This window comes from Poriferisphaera corsica (assembly GCF_007747445.1).
Taxonomy (GTDB): Bacteria; Planctomycetota; Phycisphaerae; order Phycisphaerales; family Phycisphaeraceae; genus Poriferisphaera; species Poriferisphaera corsica.
The window spans coordinates 2221610-2242860 of the sequence record NZ_CP036425.1; the positions used below are offsets into that span (position 1 = coordinate 2221610).

At 48.6% G+C, this 21251-nt stretch carries 16 protein-coding genes; 8 read left to right on the forward strand and 8 right to left on the reverse strand.

All coding sequences use genetic code 11. The features are described 5' to 3' along the window. Positions 1 to 28: 28 nt before the first annotated feature. From KS4_RS09150 to KS4_RS09170, 5 genes are all read right to left on the reverse strand, one after another. Positions 29 to 3523 carry an adenosylcobalamin-dependent ribonucleoside-diphosphate reductase gene (locus KS4_RS09150; protein ID WP_145077261.1) on the reverse strand — a complete coding sequence of 1165 codons (3495 nt, stop codon included), beginning with the start codon at positions 3521 to 3523 and terminating at the stop codon, positions 29 to 31. A gap of 211 nt (positions 3524 to 3734) precedes the next feature. Beyond that, positions 3735 to 4253, reverse strand: a complete 519-nt coding sequence (locus KS4_RS09155) for a hypothetical protein (protein ID WP_145077263.1) — start codon at positions 4251 to 4253, stop codon at positions 3735 to 3737. 29 nt (positions 4254 to 4282) lie between these two features. After that, positions 4283 to 4855, reverse strand: coding sequence for a dCTP deaminase (dcd, locus tag KS4_RS09160; RefSeq protein ID WP_145077264.1), 573 nt, complete (start codon positions 4853 to 4855; stop codon positions 4283 to 4285). Between the two features lie 563 nt (positions 4856 to 5418). Beyond that, positions 5419 to 6462 carry a DHH family phosphoesterase gene (locus KS4_RS09165; RefSeq protein WP_145077266.1) on the reverse strand — a complete coding sequence of 348 codons (1044 nt, stop codon included), beginning with the start codon at positions 6460 to 6462 and terminating at the stop codon, positions 5419 to 5421. Positions 6463 to 6485: 23 nt separating this feature from the next. Then, a complete protein-coding gene (locus tag KS4_RS09170) occupies positions 6486 to 7454 on the reverse strand; it encodes a bifunctional riboflavin kinase/FAD synthetase (protein ID WP_145077268.1) in 969 nt (322 codons plus the stop codon). 197 nt (positions 7455 to 7651) lie between these two features. Here KS4_RS09170 and bcp point away from each other — a divergent pair, with 197 nt between their 5' ends. Continuing rightward, complete coding sequence (bcp, locus tag KS4_RS09175) at positions 7652 to 8119, forward strand: thioredoxin-dependent thiol peroxidase (RefSeq protein ID WP_145081564.1); 468 nt, start codon at positions 7652 to 7654, stop codon at positions 8117 to 8119. Positions 8120 to 8135: 16 nt separating this feature from the next. On the opposite strand, the gene rnc is transcribed toward bcp, so the two are convergent. Continuing rightward, the gene (gene rnc, locus KS4_RS09180) at positions 8136 to 8897 is read right to left on the reverse strand and encodes a ribonuclease III (RefSeq protein ID WP_200761116.1); all 762 of its coding nucleotides are present in this window, start codon (positions 8895 to 8897) and stop codon (positions 8136 to 8138) included. Between the two features lie 200 nt (positions 8898 to 9097). On the opposite strand from rnc, the gene KS4_RS09185 reads away from it, so the two are divergent. The 7 genes from KS4_RS09185 (at position 9098) to KS4_RS09215 (ending at position 18505) form a co-directional block, all read left to right on the forward strand. Further along, a complete protein-coding gene (locus KS4_RS09185; protein ID WP_145077271.1) occupies positions 9098 to 11143 on the forward strand; it encodes a SpoIVB peptidase S55 domain-containing protein in 2046 nt (681 codons plus the stop codon). Positions 11144 to 11193: 50 nt separating this feature from the next. Further along, entirely contained in the window at positions 11194 to 13758 is a 2565-nt protein-coding gene (locus KS4_RS09190) for a hypothetical protein (protein ID WP_145077273.1), read from the forward strand. 48 nt (positions 13759 to 13806) lie between these two features. Beyond that, positions 13807 to 13956, forward strand: coding sequence for a large ribosomal subunit protein bL34 (locus tag KS4_RS18155; protein ID WP_145077275.1), 150 nt, complete (start codon positions 13807 to 13809; stop codon positions 13954 to 13956). A 257-nt stretch (positions 13957 to 14213) separates the two neighbouring features. Then, on the forward strand, positions 14214 to 15512 hold the full coding sequence (gene eno, locus KS4_RS09200; protein WP_145077276.1) for a phosphopyruvate hydratase: 1299 nt from the start codon (positions 14214 to 14216) through the stop codon (positions 15510 to 15512). A 159-nt stretch (positions 15513 to 15671) separates the two neighbouring features. Further along, positions 15672 to 15971 (forward strand): SEL1-like repeat protein, encoded by a 300-nt coding sequence (locus tag KS4_RS09205; RefSeq protein WP_145077278.1) that lies wholly within the window; start codon positions 15672 to 15674, stop codon positions 15969 to 15971. Positions 15972 to 16019: 48 nt separating this feature from the next. Further along, a complete protein-coding gene (locus tag KS4_RS09210) occupies positions 16020 to 17861 on the forward strand; it encodes a hypothetical protein (RefSeq protein ID WP_145077280.1) in 1842 nt (613 codons plus the stop codon). Between the two features lie 35 nt (positions 17862 to 17896). Further along, positions 17897 to 18505, forward strand: a complete 609-nt coding sequence (locus tag KS4_RS09215; protein WP_145077282.1) for a nitroreductase family protein — start codon at positions 17897 to 17899, stop codon at positions 18503 to 18505. Here KS4_RS09215 and KS4_RS09220 read toward each other — a convergent pair. Together KS4_RS09220 and KS4_RS09225 are read right to left on the reverse strand one after the other, a co-directional pair. Next, entirely contained in the window at positions 18491 to 20614 is a 2124-nt protein-coding gene (locus KS4_RS09220) for an ATP-dependent DNA helicase (protein ID WP_145077284.1), read from the reverse strand. The two genes, KS4_RS09215 and KS4_RS09220, sit on opposite strands and share 15 nt — an antisense overlap. 52 nt (positions 20615 to 20666) lie before the next feature. Continuing rightward, positions 20667 to 21209: a GNAT family N-acetyltransferase gene (locus KS4_RS09225; RefSeq protein ID WP_234698883.1), complete on the reverse strand. Its 543-nt coding sequence runs from the start codon at positions 21207 to 21209 to the stop codon at positions 20667 to 20669. Positions 21210 to 21251: the final 42 nt, after the last annotated feature.

The window sequence follows — 21251 nt, forward strand, 5'->3', positions numbered from 1 at the left end:
CTAAATGGAGATCATAAGTTATCTGGTCTTAGCTACAGCCCATTGAAGCGCCACAGTTCATGCATTTGTAGCAGGTGCCGTTACGAACGGTGATTGTGCCACAAACATCACATGCAGGTGCATCGGCTTGCATTTCACGCATGGCTGCTGCAAGTGCTGAGTTTTGCGTGCCATCGGCGTTGGTTTCGGCCTTGGGGGTTACTGCGGCGGTGACTGGTTCTGCCGTTGTGGTGATGCGTTTTGCGGGATCTGTGACGAGAGAATCGCCGTTGGTTGTGCTTACTTTGATACGGTCGGAGCTGGCGAGTGATTTGGCTTTCGCTTCGCTGGCCTTGGCTTCCTTTTTCTTGTCTTCGTTGGGACGCTTAGGTGCATTGGCTGCACGGTAGCCTGGAATGAATTCCATGCCGAGCCAACGGAAGATGTAATCGACGAGAGATTTGGCGAATGGGATGTCGCGGTTATGGGTCATTCCGGCGGGTTCGAAACGCTGGTGCGTAAACTTGTTGACGAGCGATTCGATTGGAACGCCGTATTGGAGTGCGACAGAGATCGCTGTGCCGAGTGAGTCCATGAGGCCACCAATGGTTGAACCTTCTTTAGCCATAGTGATGAAGAGTTCACCGGGGTTACCATCTTCATAGAGGCCGACGGTGAGGTAGCCTTCATGGCCTGCGACGTTGAACTTGTGAGTCTTGCTGGCTCGTGTATCGGGGAGACGGCGACGCAATGGTCGTTCGACGATACGCTCCACGATTTTCTCGACAGGTTCATTTGTCGTTGCGATGGAAGCGACTTCGGCGGCGACTTCTTCTTGAGCGGCTTCGATTGCTTCTTCATCTTCGACCTCGTCGTCGGCATCAACCTTGTTGTTGAGCACTTGGGAGAGTTTACACCCATCGCGGTAGAGGGCGTTGGCTTTGAGGCCAAGCTCCCATGAGAGGCGGTAGGACTCTTTGATGTTTTCAACGGAGGCTGAGTTGGGGAGGTTGATGGTTTTGCTAATCGCGCCACTGATGAATGGTTGTGCTGCAGCCATCATGCGGATGTGACCTTCGGCGAGGATGTAGCGTTTGCCATCCGGGCCACAGGTGTTTGCACAGTCAAAGACAGGGAGGTGCTCTTCTTTGAGACCAGGTGCGCCTTCGATCATTTGCGTGCCGCAGACGATTTTGTTGAGTTGTTTGATTTGCTTATCAGTAAGGCCGAGAGATTCGAGGAGGTTGAAGGTTGGTGACGTTGCTTGATCGGTGAGACCTAAACGTTCGATTGCATCCTCGCCGAGCGTCCATGCGTTGAGTGCGTGTGGGAGTTCGAAGATGGTTGGGAGGGCATCAATGGCTTTGTCGATGTCATCCTTAATCAGACCATGTTCAATGAGGAACTCGGAGAGCATACGTTGCTGATCGTCTTCGGGGATTGGGACGTCGAGATTGAGCGTGCCCATAACGTACTTCATGATGTTGATGATTTCATCATCGTCGTAGCCGAGCGATTGGAGGGAAGGCCTGAGTGATTGGTTGGCAATTTTGAAGTAGCCACCACCTGAGAGTTTTTTGAATTTAACGAGTGCGAAGTCGGGTTCCACGCCGGTGGTGTCGCAGTCCATGAGAAGACCGATGGTGCCGGTTGGTGCGATGACGGTTGTCTGGGCGTTGCGGTATCCGAACTGTTCGCCGAGTGCGAGTGCGTCATCCCATGCACGTTTTGCGTGATGGTAGAGGGCATCGCTGTTACCGAGCGTGCCGATGATGTCGCCTTCTTGAGCATCGAGGAGATCGGGATTGATTGAGACTGGAGAAATCTTGATATCTTCGTAGTCGCGGAGTTGATGTTGTGCGGCTTCGGAAGCATCGCGTGAGACGCCGTAGGCTGCGCGGCGGTGATTGCGGATGACGCGGAGCATGTGTTTTTTGTTTTTGTGGTAGCCGGGGAATGGGCCGAGTTCGCCGGCCATCTCGGCGGAGGTTGCGTATGAGACGCCGGTGAGAACAGAGGTGATGCAACCACAGAGTGCGCGGCCACGTTCTGAGTCGTATGGGATGCCAGCTTGCATGAGCATGGCGCCGAGGTTGGCATAGCCGAGGCCGAGAGTGCGGTATTCGTAGGAAAGACGCGCGATATCCTCGGAAGGATATTGAGCCATGAGGACTGAGATTTCGAGGACGATGGTCCAGAGTCGGATGGCGTGTTCGAAGCCATCAACGTCGAAGGTGTGATCGTAGTTGTTGTAGAAGGTGAGGAGGTTGAGGGATGCAAGGTTGCATGCGGTGTTATCGAGGAACATGTACTCGGAGCATGGGTTGGATGCGTTGATGCGGCCTGACTCTGGGCAAGTGTGCCAGTCGTTGATTGAGCCGTCATATTGGAGACCGGGGTCGGCACATTGCCATGCGGCTTTGCCGATTTTGTCCCAAAGATCGCGTGCTTTGACGGTTTTTGCGATGGTATCGGAATTACGGTTCTTCAGTACCCAATCGTCGTCTGCGTCAACTGCTTCGAAAAACTCATGCGAAAGACGGACTGAGTTATTGGAGTTCTGGCCGGAGACGGTGGCGTATGCTTCCCCGTTGAAGTCGTAGTCGAGGGTGAGGCCGAGTTCTTCGGCGGCTTCGCGCTGCGGCTTGGACATATGCTTCATGCCAGCTGCCATTGCGGCGACTTTGAGTTCTTCACGCACTTTCCATGTCACGAACTCTTCGATGTCGGGGTGGCTGACGTCTAGACAGACCATTTTGGCTGCGCGTCGTGTTGTGCCGCCGGATTTGATTGCACCTGCTGCACGGTCACCGATACGAAGGAAAGACATGAGGCCGGAGGACTTGCCGCCACCTGAGAGGGCTTCACCTTCACCACGGATATTTGAGAAGTTTGTGCCTGTACCTGATCCGTATTTGAAGAGGCGTGCTTCACGGATCCAGAGGTCCATGATCCCGCCGGGGTTGACGAGATCGTCTTCGATGGATTGGATGAAACATGCGTGGGGTTGTGGGTGAGAGTATGCGTCTTCGGATTGAACGGTTTGGCCGGTTTTTGGATCGGTGTAATAGTGGCCTTGCGCGGGGCCGTTGATGCCGTAGGAAGAATAGAGACCGGTGTTGAACCACTGTGGGCTGTTGGGAGCACACATCTGGTTAATGAGCATGTAAGCGAGTTCGTCGTAGAAGGCTTGTGCGTCACCTGCGGTATCGAAGTAGCCGTGCTGTTCACCCCAACGGCGCCAGCAGTCAGCGAGACGGTCGATGACCTGTCGAGCAGATCGCTCTGGGCCGGTGATGACGTTGCCTTGCTCATCTTTTTGAACGTTTCCGGATTCGTCGAGTTGCGGAACACCCGCTTTGCGGAAGTACTTGCTGACCATGATATCGGTAGCGAGCTGAGACCAACTTGATGGTACTTCTGCGTCGTTCATTTCGAAGACAACAGAGCCATCAAGGTTGGAGATTTTGCTTGATCGCTTGGCCCACTCAATAGCTGAATAGACGTCCTGTCCGGGTTGTGTGAAACGGCGTGTAATCCTCATTGTGCGCAAACCCCTGCGTATGATCTTGTCTTACGAATCAGTGGCGTCCGTACCGCTGACTGGTGGATGATTTTTAACTAACTGATCGACTGCAAATTCCATCTTGCAAGCCGATGACCCCGCCCGCCCCCACTGATTTTGGGCAGACTAGCTGCCGATCCCTTTCCCTGTTGGTTGATCCGCCCTCTTGTCACCGAAATGAACTTGCACGCTAAATATTAGGTATGCGTTTTAGCAAGATCTCGGAAATTTCACGGAAGGCTGTGACATGGCACATGGCTGTGGCGCAAGCGGCGAGCTTTCCGTTGATACTGAGCCCCCAAGTTTTTTGCCATCCGATGGTGTCGATAACCCGGATGTTGATGAGGCATTGTGGATTTGAGCCGCCGGAAGCTTTCTCCCCTCCGACTGTGTCCAACGCAGCCTCGTATTGTTCGATAATGTCCGCATGGTTAGCGAGTTGCGGATCGGTCGCGAGTTCGATGACAAATCGTGCGGCAATAGCATGCGGATTGAGGTCGGTGAGTGCGGTGAGTTCATATTCGAAGAGTTCTAGTGGCGGTGTGGTGTGAGTTTTAATGAGACGTAGGCCGCAATCTCGGAGTGGAGTGATGGTGTGGATTTGGATGAGTGAGGCATGTGCTGCACCAGGCGTGCGATAGATCGCCCAACCGCCTGCTGTGAGGCGAGGCTTGGGGATTGATATCGCAGATGAATGCTTAAGGTGCATGGTGTTACCTGTGTAATTTAATGTTCGTTTTAGTCAACGCGTGGGAGAACGAGTCCGGTTTGGTCTTGGTATTTGCCGACTTTGTCGGCGTAACTGCGTTCGCAAGGCTGTTCGGCTTTGAGAAAGACCATTTGTGCAATGCCTTCGTTGGCATAGATTTTTGCGGGGAGTGGTGTGGTGTTTGAGATTTCGATGGTGATTTTGCCACGCCATTCGGGTTCGAGTGGTGTGACGTTGACGATGATGCCGCAACGAGCGTATGTGGATTTACCAACGCATATGGCGAGGACATCACGTGGAATTTCAAATGTTTCAACGGTTTCGCACAATGCGAAGCTGTTGGGAGGAATAATGACGTGGTCACGGCCGGTGTCTTGGGTGTCGACAGTGACGAAGTTGTCATCGCTGAAATTTTTCGGATCGACGATGGACTGCTCGCCCGTTGGTGAGACATCGGTGAAAATTTTGAAAAGTGTACCTACACGAACATCGTAGCCGTAGCTGGAGACGCCATAGGAAATAGTGCCGGAGCGTTTGATGTTCTCTTCGAACGGCTCGATGGTGACGTATTCCCTGATTTGCGCATCAGATAGCACTGGCATCCGTGTTTGACCTTTCCAAATGTGTTTATTGGCGTGAAACTAAAAGTTGTTTACTCGGTGTTGACTGATGAGTGTCCTTACTCGACAGATTCCGAAATTCGTTCGGCCAAGGGTAAGTTCGATTCCGTGCCGAACATTTGATTTTAGGTGATTGTTAGGCACCTTTCAACATGTATGAACCATGGATCACAATCCTTTGTGTCTTATGTGGCTCAGGAACAATATTACCCCCATATATTGTGTCTGCAACCGTTATATTTCCCAATTATTGTGTATTTATCCTGATTAATGTTGTAAATGTCATTGTTGTATGGGTTTATTGAATATCGTGTGGCATATGGGTATTTTTTCTCTCCACAATACCGACAAGACAAAGACAGGTTTTCCACTAAGATGCCAATATATTCGCGCAAACGGGCATATGGCATATCTTTGTAATTGTTTAATTAGCAATTAGTTACGGTACTATCGGCATAAGATTGACGTTAAATTCATGTTAAAGCTGCCCTGCTGGGAGAGCTGGGGCATGTGGGATATTTCATGTCTATATGTCGTGGTCGAGTTTATTGCTCAAGGGCTTGGATGAGCGTTTCGCGTACGTTTAGAATATTTTGATGGGCTGTGCCTGAAACTTTTGCACCGGCAGCACGAGCGTGGCCTCCGCCACCAAAGTGTGATGCGATGTGGGCAACGTCGATTGCATTAGGCCCGGATTTGCTGCGGAAACTCATACGGCAAATAGTTTGAGAAATGCCATTTTTTTCGATTAATTTTTCGCTAATTAACACGACAAGCTGTACTGTGCCGACTTTCTGTGGGATGTCGACGAGCCGCTCGGTTTCTTCTTCATAAGCACCGGTTTCTTCGAAGTCGCTGAGCGTGAGCGTCATAACAGCAATTCGTTCATCTGCAAGCAGCTCCAGGCTAGCGATCGCTCGGACAAGTAATTTGAGCTTTTCAGGACGCTCTTGTTGTTCGAGGATGTGAAAGAGTTCGGAGTGATTGACACCTTCCTCGATGAGCTGTGCAGCTAGCGTATGCGTTATAGGGCGGGTATTTGAGAAGCGGAACCAGCCCGTATCAGACACGATGCCAACAAAGATGGCTTCGCGAATTGTTTGACTTAGAAAATCCTGTCCAAGTGGTTCATCAAGCAGGTGGTTGACCAATTGCCAGACAATTTCGCAGACAGCGCCAGCTTTTGAATCGATGTATTTGAATTTCGCAGCAATGTCGCCAGACAAATGGTGATCCACGATCATGATATTGTCTGATTTGGATTGCAAGAATTCATCAAGAAAACCAACTTGAGCTCTTGCACCTGTATCAACAATGAGAAAGAAATCATGTTGATTGATTTCTTCGGATGATTGAATCGTTGAAACAAGGTCAGCACCTTTTAGTTCTTTGAAATTATTCGGGACTGGGGGGACGAGGTAGCCGTGAGCATTTATATCTTGCTTATTGAGTGCTGAAACAACTGCGACGACAGCACCGAACGCGTCTCCGTCTGGCTTAGCATGCGTTAGAACTGCGATTGAACCGCTCTGATTTTTAAGTAATGCTGCGGCTTGCTCGATGGAAATATTTGAAACGTATTCGCTCACGTCGTTGACTTTCTAATAATTCGTTAGGCATTCATGCCTGAGGGTTGTTTGAGTATCTCAGCGATCATGGGCTGATCATGTTGAGCTTTGCTTAGATTGCGTATTTGCTGAACATCTCGCTTAAGCTGAGCTTTTAGGTGTTGAATTGAGGGGAAGGGGTATTGATCGCGGATCCATTGATGAAATTCGAGTTGAACTTGTTGGCTGTATAGATCTTTATTGCAATCAAGCAAATGCGCCTCAATGCATAGCTGCTTAATACCGAAAGTCGGCTTGATGCCGATACTTATCGCAGCAGCGTATGATCCTGAATTTTGGAATGTCGCTCTGCCAGAATAAACACCCAGTTTGGGAATTTGATGATCTTTGAGTAGTTCCAAATCAAGATTGATGGTTGGGAAACCGATTGTGCGGCCAACCTTTTCACCTTGTACAACGACAGATTCAAAAGTGAAAGGTCGCTGCATTACGATTCGAGCGTCTGCGACCCTGCCCTGTTCGATAAGCCAACGGATAATGGAGCTACTGGCCCGAACAATGTGGCAGTTGGTCAGAGTGACATCGCAAGTCGGAACAATATCAACCTCGAATTGATGTTGCTGGCCGAGTTCTTGAAGGAGTTGAATATTGCCACGTCGATTTTTACCAAAATGGAAGTCATCACCTTCAATCCATACTGCTGGATTGTAGCGTTCCACCATCTGCACCACGAAATCTTCGGGCTCAAGTTGAAGCAGCTGTTTTTCTGGCTTGTAAAAATGGACTTCATCTGCACCGAGATCCTTAAGGATCGCTTCCCGTCGATTTGCGTTGCATAGCCGTTGAGGGGCAAGTTCGGGCTTGAGCACTGACATTGGGTGTGGGTCGAAAGTGATAACGATGATTTGAGCATCGTTGTTTTTTGCCCAATGCGAAGCGCGCGACAGAATTTGTCGATGTCCACAGTGAACGCCGTCAAAGTTGCCGATTGTGATGATGCTTCGCGGAGTCATAATACGTTATGATACTCATATTTACATTGTTTGCCCGAAATATCGCATTGTTTTATAGCTTCTTGAGTATCGGCAATGCGGGGCCATGAAATCGTTAAAAGCACCGAAAAATTCGGACTCTGGAAGGGTGATTCGCAATGGGTAAGAAAAAAGCAACAAAGAAGAAGGCAAGTACCAAAAAGAATGCGGATTTAGGCTTGATTGAGATTGGGGCTAAAGCACCTGCTATCGCTCTGAAAGATCAGAACGGCAAACTTAGAAGATTATCCGAGTTCAAGGGGCAGAATATCGTGCTGTATTTCTACCCGAGAGACAATACATCCGGCTGTACAAAGCAGGCGTGTGCGTTCCGTGATGAAATCGAGTCATTTGGTGAGCTCAATGCGGTCGTGATTGGCGTGTCTCCTGATGACGAAACTTCTCATACTAAATTCATCACCAAGTACGAACTCCCATTCATCCTTCTAGCTGATCCTGAACGCAAGGCACTCGAAAAATATGGAGTGTGGCAAGAAAAGAATATGTATGGCCGCAAGGTAATGGGCGTCGTGCGAACAACATATATCATTGATTCTTCTGGAAAAATCGCGGCACGATTTGATAAGGTGCGTGTCGCCGATCATATTCCGAAAGTCATCGAAACATTACAGTCATTAACGGATTAATATCTGTATTAGAAGGCTATTCTGCGTTTTCTTCATCATTACTAGAAGCCACAATATCTGGGCCTTTAATCTTCTCAAGCAATGTAACGTGCCCTTGCTCACTCACTTCGGCAAGGCCTAACTCAACGAGAGCGTGAAGCGCTGCTTTTTGTTCCGCTTCTTTCTTTGAGTTGGCCCAAGATGACGTAAATTTTCGGCCATCAATATCAACAGCGACTTCAAAGCACTTTGCATGATCAGGCCCCTTCTCATCAAGCAGCACGTAGATGGGATTGAAAGGCATATGCTTTTGTGCGTATTGTTGTAGCACACTTTTGAAGTTTTCCTGATGCGAGGACGCTTCCGCTTCCTCGATGATGGGGGTCATATCACGCAAGATATATTGACGTGCGGCCTCCATGCCGCCGTCGAGATAAATCGCAGCGATGACTGATTCGTACACCGCAGCAGCAACACTGCTGGGTAATGACGGGCGACCGATCATGCCCTTGCCGAGTTCGAGCAACTTCACAAGACCTGTTTGTTCGCTGATCAAGGCACAGGTCCGCCGGCTGACCACTGCACTTTTGATTTTGGTCAATTCACCTTCCAATAACTCGGGGTAATTCGCATAGAGGTATTCACATACAACGAAGCCGAGTATGGCATCCCCGAGAAATTCCATGCGTTCATTGCTGTTGAGCCGACTATCTGCATAAGAGGCATGTGTGAGGGCTTCTTGTAAGATTTCAGGCTGTTTGAAGGTGTATTGGAGAAGACTCCGCGTAACGTCATTCATGGGGCGTCTCATCTGGTCGAGCCGGGCATTGCGACTTATTCTCAAATCGGAATAATAGCATTTAATGTCTAGTTATGACCGGTGACGCTGCGGGACGACGGCTCGACCTTCGCGCCGCTACGTCAGCGGTACTTCGTTCATATTGTCAAGAACGAATAATCATTGTCAATACAATCCTATAAGGATATGTTGTCAGCATCATGGATGATCACATTAAAAAGCACAATTATACGATTTTCACTATATTTCTTTGTACTTTTCTCCTTTTGAGCGGGGTGTTCACCTCGAATACGTTTGGGCAATCAACGGAAGCGACACAAAATACGCCTCCGCCGGATGCTTTAATCCGTGTTCCCGCCAAATCACAGGCAATTATGCCATTGGATGAAGTACGCATCGGCATGCGCGGATATGGCATGACTGTTTTTAAGGGAACAAAGATTGAGCCATTCCCAGTTGAGGTTTTATCGATCATTCCAGACTCGCAGCCAAAGACGGCTTCGATCTGGATTAAAAGCGATGACCCGAGGCTTGCTCAGTCTGGCCCAGTCCAAGGCATGTCCGGGTCGCCGATCTATTTGTGGGATGAGGGCGAAGAGCAAGTTATGGGCAAAGGCGGCCGCCTGATCGGCGCCTTTGCGTTTGGGTACTCAGAAGTCAAATATTGTCTGGCTGGCGTACAACCGATTGAATACATGCGTGCCGTCGGCGGACGAATTGATGAAGACCAGATGCAAGAAGAAAGCAAGTTGGCTTCTGGTATAGAACAGAGTTACAGAACGATTCGCACTCTGAGTCAACTGGCTGATGCCAGACAATTGCCTGCATCCCATCTAACGACTTTTGATGCGATAAGCGAAATCACTAAATCCATGTTGCCTGATAGCTTGGATGATAACACAGCTCTAACATCAACATCTCAAATTGAATCTTTTGGTTCAAAGCTCAACCCACAAATGATGATCCCGGTGTCAGTCGGTAGCATGCAAAATGCGAAAGTGTTTAGACCACTTCTTGAGCCACTTGGATTGATGGCTGTCGCCTCTTCTTCTGGTTCAATGATAAATTCAAAACCACCGCCGAGCATCAACCCCGCTGACGCAATCATGCAACCGGGCTCAACACTTTCTGTATCGCTCGCTTTTGGTGATATGGATATGTCCGGCACTGGCACTTGCACAGATGTGCTGGCTGATGGTACGGTGCTTGGCTTTGGGCATGCGATGTTTGGGCAAGGTGCACTTGCTTTGCCCATGTCTACAGGCTATGTGCACTTTATTGTGCCACGCCAATCGGTGTCGTTTAAACAAGCATCCTCACTGCAAATCGCAGGTACATTAGGCAACGATGAAAATTCTGCCGTTGCTGGGATTCAAGCAAGTTATTACACGACATCGCCTGTCAATGTTTCTGTGAAACTGCCGAATCAGCCAGAACGGCAATACAGCTATCAAGTGGCTGACCATCCCGCACTCACACCTACACTGGCATTAATCACAACGCTGAACAGTATCAACGCGGTACAAATGTTACCGATCGAAAATACGATGTATGCCGATGTGAGAATGGTTTTTGAAGGCAATCGTGATTTAGAAGTGAGCTTAATGCTACCATCAGCACAAGCGATGAGCATGGTCTTTGGCGTGCTCCCTGCTTTGAGCAATATGATGCAAAATCCGTTCGATCAATTAAGACTTGAATCAATGGATGTCAAGATTAATGTAGTTGATGAAATCTTAGCGGGCCGTATGCTTTCAGCGAGAATTAGCAAGGCTGAGGTCGCTCCTGGCGAAGAGATTACGGTCAACTTTGAATTGCAGCCGTATGCAGAATCACCTCGTTCGTATTCGGCTAAGTTAATGGTGCCAATCGATACCCCTGAAGGGAATTATCAGGTCGCGATCACCAATCCAAGATCTTATCTCTCTCAAAAATTAGCAACACGTCCTCACCTCATGAAGATCAACAATGTTGATGAACTGTATGAGATGATGAAACAAACACTAGATGTTCAGCAGAACGCTGTTTATATCGTTATGAATCTTGCAGACAAAGGCATTGCGATTGGCCGTGAAGAATTACCGAATCTTCCCTCATCCAAACGAACAATGTTGATGAGCAAGACGAATACGTATGCTACTCCATACAAAGAGTTTGTTGATACAAAAATCGATACTGAGTTTGTACCTTCTGGCGAATTTCGTTTCCAAGTGAAAGTACAAAAGAAACCAAACGAACAGCCTTGAACACCGAACATTTAATGACATACAAAGCACGTTCAGCGAAGGAACGCAATATGATATTTAAGAAAAAAGGGCAATGCATCGCACTGACAATCGCATGCTCATTATTCACAACCGCATCATTGGTAAACGCAATTCAACCAGAAACATTTTTGCAATCTACCGAAGCTGACTTCAGCAAAGGTGAAAATGAGAACACGGTTGTCACAAATCTTGGTGACATCAAACTCTCAGCTTCTACGACCATCATTGATAAGATTTCTGATGAAGCGAGTATCATCTACGATCTACAAAAAATTGGCGACCGCACTTATCTTGCTGCTGGCCCAGAAGCGAAATTGCTTGAACTCGTTGGTGAGGAAGTCAAAGAGATTTCATCTCTTGAGAATGAACAAATTTTTTCGCTAGCGTTATACAAAGGCAAATTGCTTTTAGGAATATCCGGGGCTAACTCAAGATTAGCCACACTCGAGGATGATGGCTCGATTAAAACGCTAGTTGAGTTATCAGAAACACGCTATATCTGGGATATGATCCCAAACGGACATGGCATCATTCTGGCAACAGGCATTGAAGGCCAAATCATTTCCGTAAACCCTGAAACATTTGATGCCGAAGCCGAAGAAAACCCTGGTATGCAAGTTGTTTTGGATGTTGAGCAGGCGAATGTTCTATGCTTGGCAATGGATTCGCAGAGCCGCATTTATGCAGGTACAGATACAGATGGTTTAGTCTTCCGTATCACACCCAAAGACGATGGCAGCTACGAGGCCTTTGTCATCCTTGATGCGAATGAACCTGAAATCGGTGCGCTTCTCGTCACGAATCAAGATATTGTTTACGTCGGTACAGCTGATGCAAAGCAAGCAAAACCCGGCCGCATCTCGGAAGTCATCGGCCAAGAAAAAGGACGGCCAGATGAAATTGAGAGCGTCAATGTCGAGCCCGCCTCCCCGTCAGACATCCCTGATGTTCCACCGGCACCTGAACCTGTAGACCAAACAGACACTGACATTGAACCGCTCGAAGCACCTGCTGAAACACAAGCCGATGATTCAGCCGATCTAGAGAATGCTCAAGAGGGTGTTGATACTGAACCACAAGCCATCATGTTGGCCATACAAGATCAAGACGATGATCTTCAGCCGATGCAATCAGATCTTGCTGAGCAAACAGAAGCAGAAATTAATACTGAACCCACAGCAGAACAACGTGATCGCCTACGCGAGTTAGTGCGCCAAAAACTATTGTCAGCTAGAAATTCTGGCACACTTCAAGCACCTGCGGGTTCACCATCTGAAGGTGGGCGTAAAGCAGCTCCTTCCGTCGCTCGCGCAAAATCATCTGGCAAGCAAGGCCCTCAGCAAGGCAACGCGATCTATCGCATCGACAAAGATGGTTTTGTTTCTCAGGTCTTCCGTGAATCAGTCATGATCCTCAAATTAATCGATGATAATGGGGACTTGCTCGTTGGTACTGGCAATGAAGGTCAAATATTCCGTATCGATCCCTCGCTTGGCGAAACGACAATTGTCGCAGACTTAGAAGCAGAGCAGATTCCTGCCATGCAAGTCGTAGACGGATCTGTCCTCATTGGGACAGCCAATCCAGCTGAAATCGTTAACCTCACGGAAGCAGGCAAGTCCGTTCGTGGTACATACCTGTCACCAATTCTTGACGCCGGCCAAGTTTCGCTTTGGGGCACATTACGCGTCACCGCCGATATCGCTGAAGAAACATCCGTCACCGTTGAAACTCGATCTGGCAATGTTGATAACCCCGAATTGGCTCCATGGTCAACCTGGTCACAAGCCAAAGTCTTTATGCCGCTTGAAGAGAATCATTCTCCTCTACAGCCTCGCGAAATGCTCGTCAGTTCCCCGCCTGCACGCTACATCCAATACCGCTTAACCCTCATGGGCCAAGCCGATAAAACGCCTGTCATCGGTCGTGTGGCAACAGCCTACGTGACACCAAATCTTCGCCCAAGTGTCACGTCAGTCACAGCAACCTATCCTGAGCCTCCCAAAAACCAACCTCAGAATATAAACAAATTGGGCCAGCCCAATCCCAACATGAATATCAAATGGGAAGCATTCGACCCCAACGGCGACACGCTTCTTTATACCCTTCAATTCCAGCCCTCAGGCACTTCACGCTGGATCAATATTGTCGAAGACCACGCTCAGCCTAGCTTTGAGTGGAACACTGCTTTAAGAGCTCCAGACGGCTGGTACTACATCAGAATCATCGCAACCGACAAACTCGACAATCCCGGCGATATGGCCCTCTCGTATAGCCGCCGCTCTGAGCCGGTGCTCGTGGATAACTCGCCTCCAAAAGCCGAGGATCTTCAGATCAAAATATCCGGTCGCTCTGCCGTGCTTTTTGGAACAGCCATCGACAAATACTCACCGATTCATACAATTGGCTATTTGCTCGATGATGAGGCATTTTTCCACCCAATTCTCCCCGATGACCTTATCTTCGATTCGACAACGGAGACATTCTCCGTTACACTACCCGACCTCACCGCTGGTCAGCATGTGGTTACTGTCAAGGTTAATGATGACCGAGGTAATTTCGTCCTCCAGCGTAAACTATTTGAAATCAAGTGATTTACAGTCGGGTTAATGGATTACAGCCCCGGCATCACGGAGTTTAAAATGGCTACTCACTATCCAAAACGTCGTAGTTTAATCAAGCGTGCTCGTAAATTTGGCTTCCGTGCCCGTATGCGTACAAAGCTCGGTCGCAAAATGGTTAATCGTAAACGCAGCGCAGGTCGCAGCGTTAATGTTCGCTCAAGCTTCTAGTCTTGAGTTAGCACCGCTTGATCCTTAGTTGATCACCCAAGCAGGAACCCATTGGTTCCTGCTTTTTTCTGCGCATACGTAATCCCAGAGCTTTTTTGGCCCAAATTGCGATCCAAACCCACAATTTTTGATCTTAATAACAAACCTTTAACTCCCCTGATTTGTCGCAACCGCCTCATGCGATTAAGATTTCTCCCGAGGCATACCGCCTCATCCTCCTTATTTCACGCTATAACCGAAACAAGAGGTTTAAGATTATGAGCTTTGAAATTGAAATTGTTCATGGCCGCCAGGTCCTCGACTCACGTGGCAACCCCACTGTTGAAGTCGAATGTCATCTCGCCGATGGCACCGTCGGTCGTGCAATGGTCCCATCCGGCGCTTCTACCGGTGAAAACGAAGCCGTTGAGCTTCGCGACGGCGATAAAGACTACTACCTCGGCAAGTCAGTCGAAAAAGCAGTCGAAAACGTCAACACACAAATCGCTCCTGAACTCATGGGCATCGACGCTCGTGATCAGGAATACATCGATGCTGTCATGCTTGAGCTCGACGGCACCGAAACCAAAGCTAACCTCGGCGCAAACGGCATGCTCGGCACATCAATGGCCGTCGCTCACGCTGCTGCTGAAGCTTCAGGTCTCCCCCTCTACCGCTACCTCGGCGGCACAGGTGCTAAGACCCTTCCTGTCCCAATGATGAACATCCTCAACGGCGGCAAGCATGCTGATAACACCGTTGACTTCCAGGAATTCATGATTCAGCCATGGGGCTTCGACGACTTCGGCGAAGCTGTCCGTGCTGGCGTTGAAATCTACCACAAGCTTAAGGGTGTTCTCTCTGACCGCGGTCTTTCAACTGCAGTCGGCGATGAAGGTGGCTTTGCTCCAAACCTTAAGAGCAACGAAGAAGCTCTCCAGGTCATCGAAGAAGCTGTCGGCAAATCAGGCTACAAATTCGGCGAACAAATCTTCGTCGCGCTTGACCCAGCAACTTCCGAACTCTGGAACGAAGCTGAAAAACTCGGCAAAGAAGGCTACTGCTTCTTTTCATCCAACCCGAACGAAGTCATCTCAGCTGACGACATGATCGCCATCTGGGCTGACTGGTGTGACAAGTACCCAATCCGCTCCATCGAAGACGGCCTCGCCGAAAACGACTGGGCTGGCTGGAAAAAACTCACCGAAAAACTCGGCGACAAGGTTCAACTCGTCGGCGACGACCTCTTCGTCACCAACAAGAAGTTCCTCAAGAAGGGCATCGACAGCGACACCGCTAACTCGATCCTCGTTAAGGTTAACCAAATCGGCACCCTTTCCGAAACCTTCGAAGCAGTTAACCTCGCACAGCACAGCGGCTACACCGCAGTCCTCTCTCACCGTTCAGGTGAAACCGAAGATGCGACCATCGCTGACATCGCTGTTGCAACCAACTGTGGCCAGATCAAAACTGGTGCTCCTTGTCGTTCAGACCGTAACGCCAAGTACAACCAGCTCATCCGCATCGCTGAAGAACTCGGCGATCAGGCTGTCTACGGCCGCTGGAACAAGGGATAATCCCTTCCAGATCTCGGAAAATCAAATAACTTCCGATCAAAGTAAAACTAAAACCCGCTCTCATAGAGCGGGTTTTTTAATACACCCTAGCCCTCACCGCTCACAACAAAATAAGTTATAATTAACCTAGACTCTCAAACTAAAAACGCAGGACATACTATGCAAAAAGCAGCCATAACAACATTGATCCTGACCGCCCTCACCGCTTGCGTCACCAACGAAACAGGTATCACCTATCGCTCAGCTAGCGAACAAAATATCAAAATCCAAACCCTCAATTCGCAATCAACTAAATCCAATAGCCAACAGGCCCAAGAATTCTTTGAGCTCGCACTTCAATACGAGCAAGGCAATGGCGTAGCCAAAGACGAAATCCTCGCCATACAGCTATACAAAAATGCAACCTCACTTGGCCACCTTGAAGCTCAAGAGCACCTCAACAGACTCGTAAAGGAATAATCTTCTTTATCTCTTTCCACCGCAACAACACTCACATAAAATCGACGCATGACAGCGCCCAAAACCAATCCAAAACAAAAACCGCTGTTTAACATCAAAGCGATCCGATTCACTTTTGTTTTCTGTCTTTTATTTATCGCACTCGCTATCCCACTCTCATACGTCATTATCCCCAAATACGCACATCACAAATACGCCAATCTCCTCACAGCAACCGAATACGCTCAAAGAAAACAAGCACACGCTTACATCATCAAATCTGTAAAAAAAAGCCCAAGCAGCCTCTCAACATTCCCACTTAGCAAGCTCACTGATTCACAGTTCTTAGAACTTTATGCCGCTCTCAACACCGCATATCTTTGGGATCCCGACACACTCCCACCCAACATCTATCTCCGTTGGCTGCGCATTCAACTGAAAAGTAGCGAGCCAAACAGCCAGATCTTCGCACTCGAGCTCATTTCTCAATCTGATAATGCAAACAATTTCAATCAGCTATTACCAGACATTTTGACATTGGTCGCATCTAACGACGTCAATACCCAGTATGCAACCCTCATGACCCTTTCACGCTTCTACACACAAACATCCGAACTCAGTGCACGCTCAATCGAAAACGCCGTTGCAAAATTAACGCAATCACCGCATCTCCAAACAGCACGCCATGCTTGGATTACACTCGCACTACTGCCTCAGCTAAACGCGAATGCTGAATATTTACTTGACGACCATCCTACAATCAACACACATTCAGACCCTCATGTTATTGAAGCTGCAATCTGGGCGATCAGTCAATCTGGTAGCAATCTTGATCAACTTCTCGAGTATGCTTATACGCCTGAAACACAAATACACACAATCTTCCCGCTAAATAAATTTCTTTATAAGCCACAAGCACTCAACCTGCTCACAGTCATCGCCAGCACACCTAATTTGCAAATCACACCCAAAAACCAAGTCGCTGTTTGGCGTGCCGTCCTGTCTCTCCCAAAACCGGATTTTATGAACAATCCAAGCACCCTGTACGCCCTTGCCAATGCGGAGCACGCTCAAGACCCCGGCAACAATCAACTTCTTCAGCCCTTGACCGCCGCCGCTACCTATAAAGCAGGCATTGCCGTCACCCGATCACGACCGTTCTCTGACCCATTTGGCGCTCTCATTCGCCTAGCGACCGTTGAAGGCCAAACTCACCCCTATATGATTTGGACGGTTACAGAAAACACCCCCCCACTCTTACAAGTCATCACGCAGCGGTATAACGCCTCCCCTACCCCCGCCGCCTTCCTCCCAGCCCTCACCTCTGATACTCCCCCTCAACACGCCCTCGCAAGCCATATCGCGTCTCAAACGTTAACCGACAAACAGATCGCACTCCTCATTTCTAAGCTCAAGCAAAACTCGTCTCCCCATGCCCCACAAGCCATAGCCCTGCTCCACGCATTCACCGGCCTTGCCCCCAGCGACCTCATCAACCAATACATCCAAAACGACGATAACTACACATTGAGCAAAACCGCCGAAATCGCTCGCTGGCTTCAAACCCCCAATGCTCCACTCTCCACCGATCCCAATTTTCTACTGCTAAGCAATCATTACCCTCGAAGTACGATCCTTGCACTACTCTTGCATGCTCCAAAGCATTTCAAGCAAATCGCACTTGACTATCTGCTACTAAATCCTCAAACGACCAATGCTGATCTACTCGAACTTCTAGATTCATATCGTTTTTATTACATTCTGTATGACAACTTGCCTTCATCAGCGCCCCCACTTTGGCTCTGGGCTGATCCTCAGCTCCAAAACTTGCAACTCGATACCCTGCACAGCTGGTATCTACTTTCACGCCACAAAATCACAGATAAAACAGCCCCTTCAAATGATTCATAACATTCAATCATTATTGACACACAAGCTAAATAATCATGGAAAAACCAACTGAGAATATATACCCAATCCACTCACTCATTTCTCGCCGCTGGTCTCCTCGTTCTTTCTCCGAGAAATCAATCGAGCCAAAATTACTTCAATCGATTTTCGAAGCCGCGCGTTGGGCCGCATCCTCATATAACGAACAACCCTGGCGATTCATTATCGCGACACGCGATAGCCCCTCAGCCTACCAAACCGCCCTCGCCTGCCTCGTCGAAGCCAATCAAGCATGGGCCCAAACAGCCCCCGTCCTCATTCTCACACTGACTTCCGATCACTTCTCTCACAACGACAATCCTAATCGTTGTGCACTTCACGATCTGGGGCTCGCTACATCCAATTTGACACTTCAAGCCCTCGAGTATGGAATCTTTGCCCATCACATGGCCGGTATCGATGCAAACAAAATCCAAGTCGCATACAACATCCCTGACAACTACACACCTCAAACAGCTATTGCTCTAGGTTATCCCGCCAACCCACAATCACTTCCTGAAGAATGGATGCGTGAAGCAGAAACTTCACCCCGTACACGCAAATCGCCCACCGATCTCTTCTTTGAAAATACCTTCAATAATCCCCATAGCCTATTCGCCAATTAGATCACTACCCCTCATCACGCCGTCAAACCCATCGATACCATGTGCCTGCGCATCCAGGCCACCGCCATTCTGCACAATCGGCACCTTCGGCAATGCATTAATAAACCGCCGCCCATAAGCCTTTGTCATCAATCGGCTATCCAATACAACCACGCACCCATGGTCCATTTTCGACCGTACCAAACGACCAAATCCTTGCTTGAATTTCAATATCGCCTCAGGCAATGAATAATCCATAAACGCATTCCCTCCCCGAGCCTCAATTCGTTCAATTCTCGCCTCAATCAAAGGTCGATCAGGAACCGCAAACGGCAACCTCGTAATAATCACATTTCTTAACCCATCCCCTTTAACATCCACACCCTGCCAAAAACTATCCGTACCTAACAGCACACTATGGCGATCACCTCTAAAACGCTCAAGCAACTCACCTCGCTGCAACCCTTCCCCCTGTGTCAATAACGGCATTCCCAATCGCCTACAATGATCTTCTAACCATGCATTAGCACGTTTCAACATTTTATAACTTGTAAATAACACAAACGCCCCGCCATGTGTTCGCTCCAAGTGCTCCCATATCACCGGCATCATCCGTTCAAAAAATTGACCGTGGCTTGGTTCTGGTATGCGCCTTTCAACAAACAACTCCATCTGCCGCTCATAATCAAACGGCGAACCCAGCTTTCTCACCTCTGCATTCCACGCACCCAACCTCGATTGAATATGCTCAAATCCGCTTCGTGCTTTCCCATTCCCTTCAGCTTCGCGCGTCGTCGTGGCAAGCGTTGCACTCGTTAACACCACTGGCAACTGCTCGCCCTCTGCTGTTTTCGCTTCAAACAATCTTTCTCGCAGCATCACGCCCACATCAATCGGCGCACAACATAATTTCACCCTTCTAAACCTGCTTTTTTCATTCACCTCCAACCAATACACGCAATCTGGCAACTTCTGCTCAACTAAATGCTCAACCGTTAAACCAATCTGATCAACTTGCTTCGCATAATTCTGGAGTTCAATACGATCATCATCTTCTTTGAGAAAATCTAAGATTTGACGCAGTGAAACAGCCAATTCCTTCATCACGCCCGACAATTGATTTTCAATGACACCAGATCGTTCTATCCTTCCATTAGATCTGCCACATGCTTCTTGCCATGTCACCAGATCCTCAAAAAATGCGTCACTGATTTGCTTCGCCTCATCCACTTTGTAAACCGCACGGTTATACAGATCCATCTCAATCTTGTTTTGCAATATCCGTAACACACCTCGCCGCTTCCGTGGATGATATAGCCGGCGTAATAAATACCCCACCTGATACTGACTCACTGTTAATCCAAAGTAATCTGCCGCCACATCTTCCACCGTATGCCCCTCGTCCAGCACGACAGCATCATAATTTGGCAGTATAGACACGCCCTCTTTTCTCAATGCTAAATCAGCAAAAAACAATGCATGATTCGTCACCAACAGATCCGCGTTATCCATCCGTCGACGCGCCTTTTGAAAAAAGCACCGACCATATTCCGGACATTTTTTCCCTAAACAATCCTCGCTCTCACTTTGTACTTCACTCCACACACTCGCCTGCTCAAGCACCGGCAAACTGGATAATGACCCGTCTTCAGTACGCTCTAACCAATGCATAATTTGCTCAAGCGAACGAAACCCCTCATCTTTATCAAATAACTGGTTCTCTCTGTCATAAGCCCGTTTCGCCCGCCTAATCGATACATAGTTGCTGCGACCTTTAACCAACACTGCACTAAATTCAAACGGCAAAATAGCTTGCAAAAAAGGGATATCCTTTTCTATCAACTGTTCTTGCAATGCAATCGTATGTGTTGAGATCACCACCTTCTTGCGAGGCCGCCCTTCCTCCATTTGTTTCGATAAATGGGCAATCGCTGGCAACAAATACGCAAAACTTTTCCCAACCCCCGTACCCGCCTCAATCATGAGCGTATCACCTCGATCCAAACACCCGCCCACCGCCTGAACCATCTCCACCTGCTCCTCGCGCATCTCATATCCACCCGCCGCATCTCCCATACGCTTGGCGATCAACCCGCCCGGCAACAAAACATCTATTGGATCAAAACTCAAAACAGCTCCTTAATTCCATGTCTCAAACCCACGAACTTACGCAACATCCCACTTAATCAAAACGCTTTTCAGCAAACATAGCACCTTCCTCCAAATCATCCCTCAACGTAAACCCCATCCCTTTCAATAGCTTCCTCATCCTCATATTACCCAGCAATATCTCTGCCTCAATCCCGCGAAGCCCATGTTGCTTCGCGATTTCAACAAGCTCTTCCATCAGCAATCTTCCAAGCCCTTTGCCCTGCCATGCATCTAATATCAATACCGCAAATTCAGCCACATCCAAGCCAACCTGATCCTCCAATCGCCCCACCCCAACAATCTCTTGTTCCCTATCATTTGGATCCAGACTCACGACCACGATCGCGCATTCCCGCTCCAATCGAGGCTCACAAATCTTCATCAAACGCTCATGCTTCGTCCTCGCCGCCAAAGACATCGTGTCAAAATATCGCCGCCGCACAGTCAACGCGCTCAGCCCCTCATGAAACTGCACCATCCGCTCTTCATCATCAAGCCGAATCACGCGCAACAATACCCGCTCCCCGCTCTTGAGATCAACCTCACGCCTGTATGCCGCTTCGTATGCATGCATCACAACTCTATTCTACCCGCACATCCACCAAACGTAATACTA

Bases quoted from the DNA above. Each gene is read 5' to 3' on its own strand.
- KS4_RS09150 (WP_145077261.1), bottom strand. From the start codon at position 3,523: ATGAGGATTACACGCCGTTTCACACAACCCGGACAGGACGTCTATTCA.
- KS4_RS09155 (WP_145077263.1), bottom strand. From the start codon at position 4,253: ATGCACCTTAAGCATTCATCTGCGATATCAATCCCCAAGCCTCGCCTC.
- dcd (WP_145077264.1), bottom strand. From the start codon at position 4,855: ATGCCAGTGCTATCTGATGCGCAAATCAGGGAATACGTCACCATCGAG.
- KS4_RS09170 (WP_145077268.1), bottom strand. From the start codon at position 7,454: ATGACTCCGCGAAGCATCATCACAATCGGCAACTTTGACGGCGTTCAC.
- rnc (WP_200761116.1), bottom strand. From the start codon at position 8,897: ATGAATGACGTTACGCGGAGTCTTCTCCAATACACCTTCAAACAGCCT.
- KS4_RS09185 (WP_145077271.1), top strand. From the start codon at position 9,098: ATGGATGATCACATTAAAAAGCACAATTATACGATTTTCACTATATTT.
- KS4_RS09190 (WP_145077273.1), top strand. From the start codon at position 11,194: ATGATATTTAAGAAAAAAGGGCAATGCATCGCACTGACAATCGCATGC.
- KS4_RS18155 (WP_145077275.1), top strand. From the start codon at position 13,807: ATGGCTACTCACTATCCAAAACGTCGTAGTTTAATCAAGCGTGCTCGT.
- eno (WP_145077276.1), top strand. From the start codon at position 14,214: ATGAGCTTTGAAATTGAAATTGTTCATGGCCGCCAGGTCCTCGACTCA.
- KS4_RS09205 (WP_145077278.1), top strand. From the start codon at position 15,672: ATGCAAAAAGCAGCCATAACAACATTGATCCTGACCGCCCTCACCGCT.
- KS4_RS09210 (WP_145077280.1), top strand. From the start codon at position 16,020: ATGACAGCGCCCAAAACCAATCCAAAACAAAAACCGCTGTTTAACATC.
- KS4_RS09215 (WP_145077282.1), top strand. From the start codon at position 17,897: ATGGAAAAACCAACTGAGAATATATACCCAATCCACTCACTCATTTCT.
- KS4_RS09225 (WP_234698883.1), bottom strand. From the start codon at position 21,209: ATGCATGCATACGAAGCGGCATACAGGCGTGAGGTTGATCTCAAGAGC.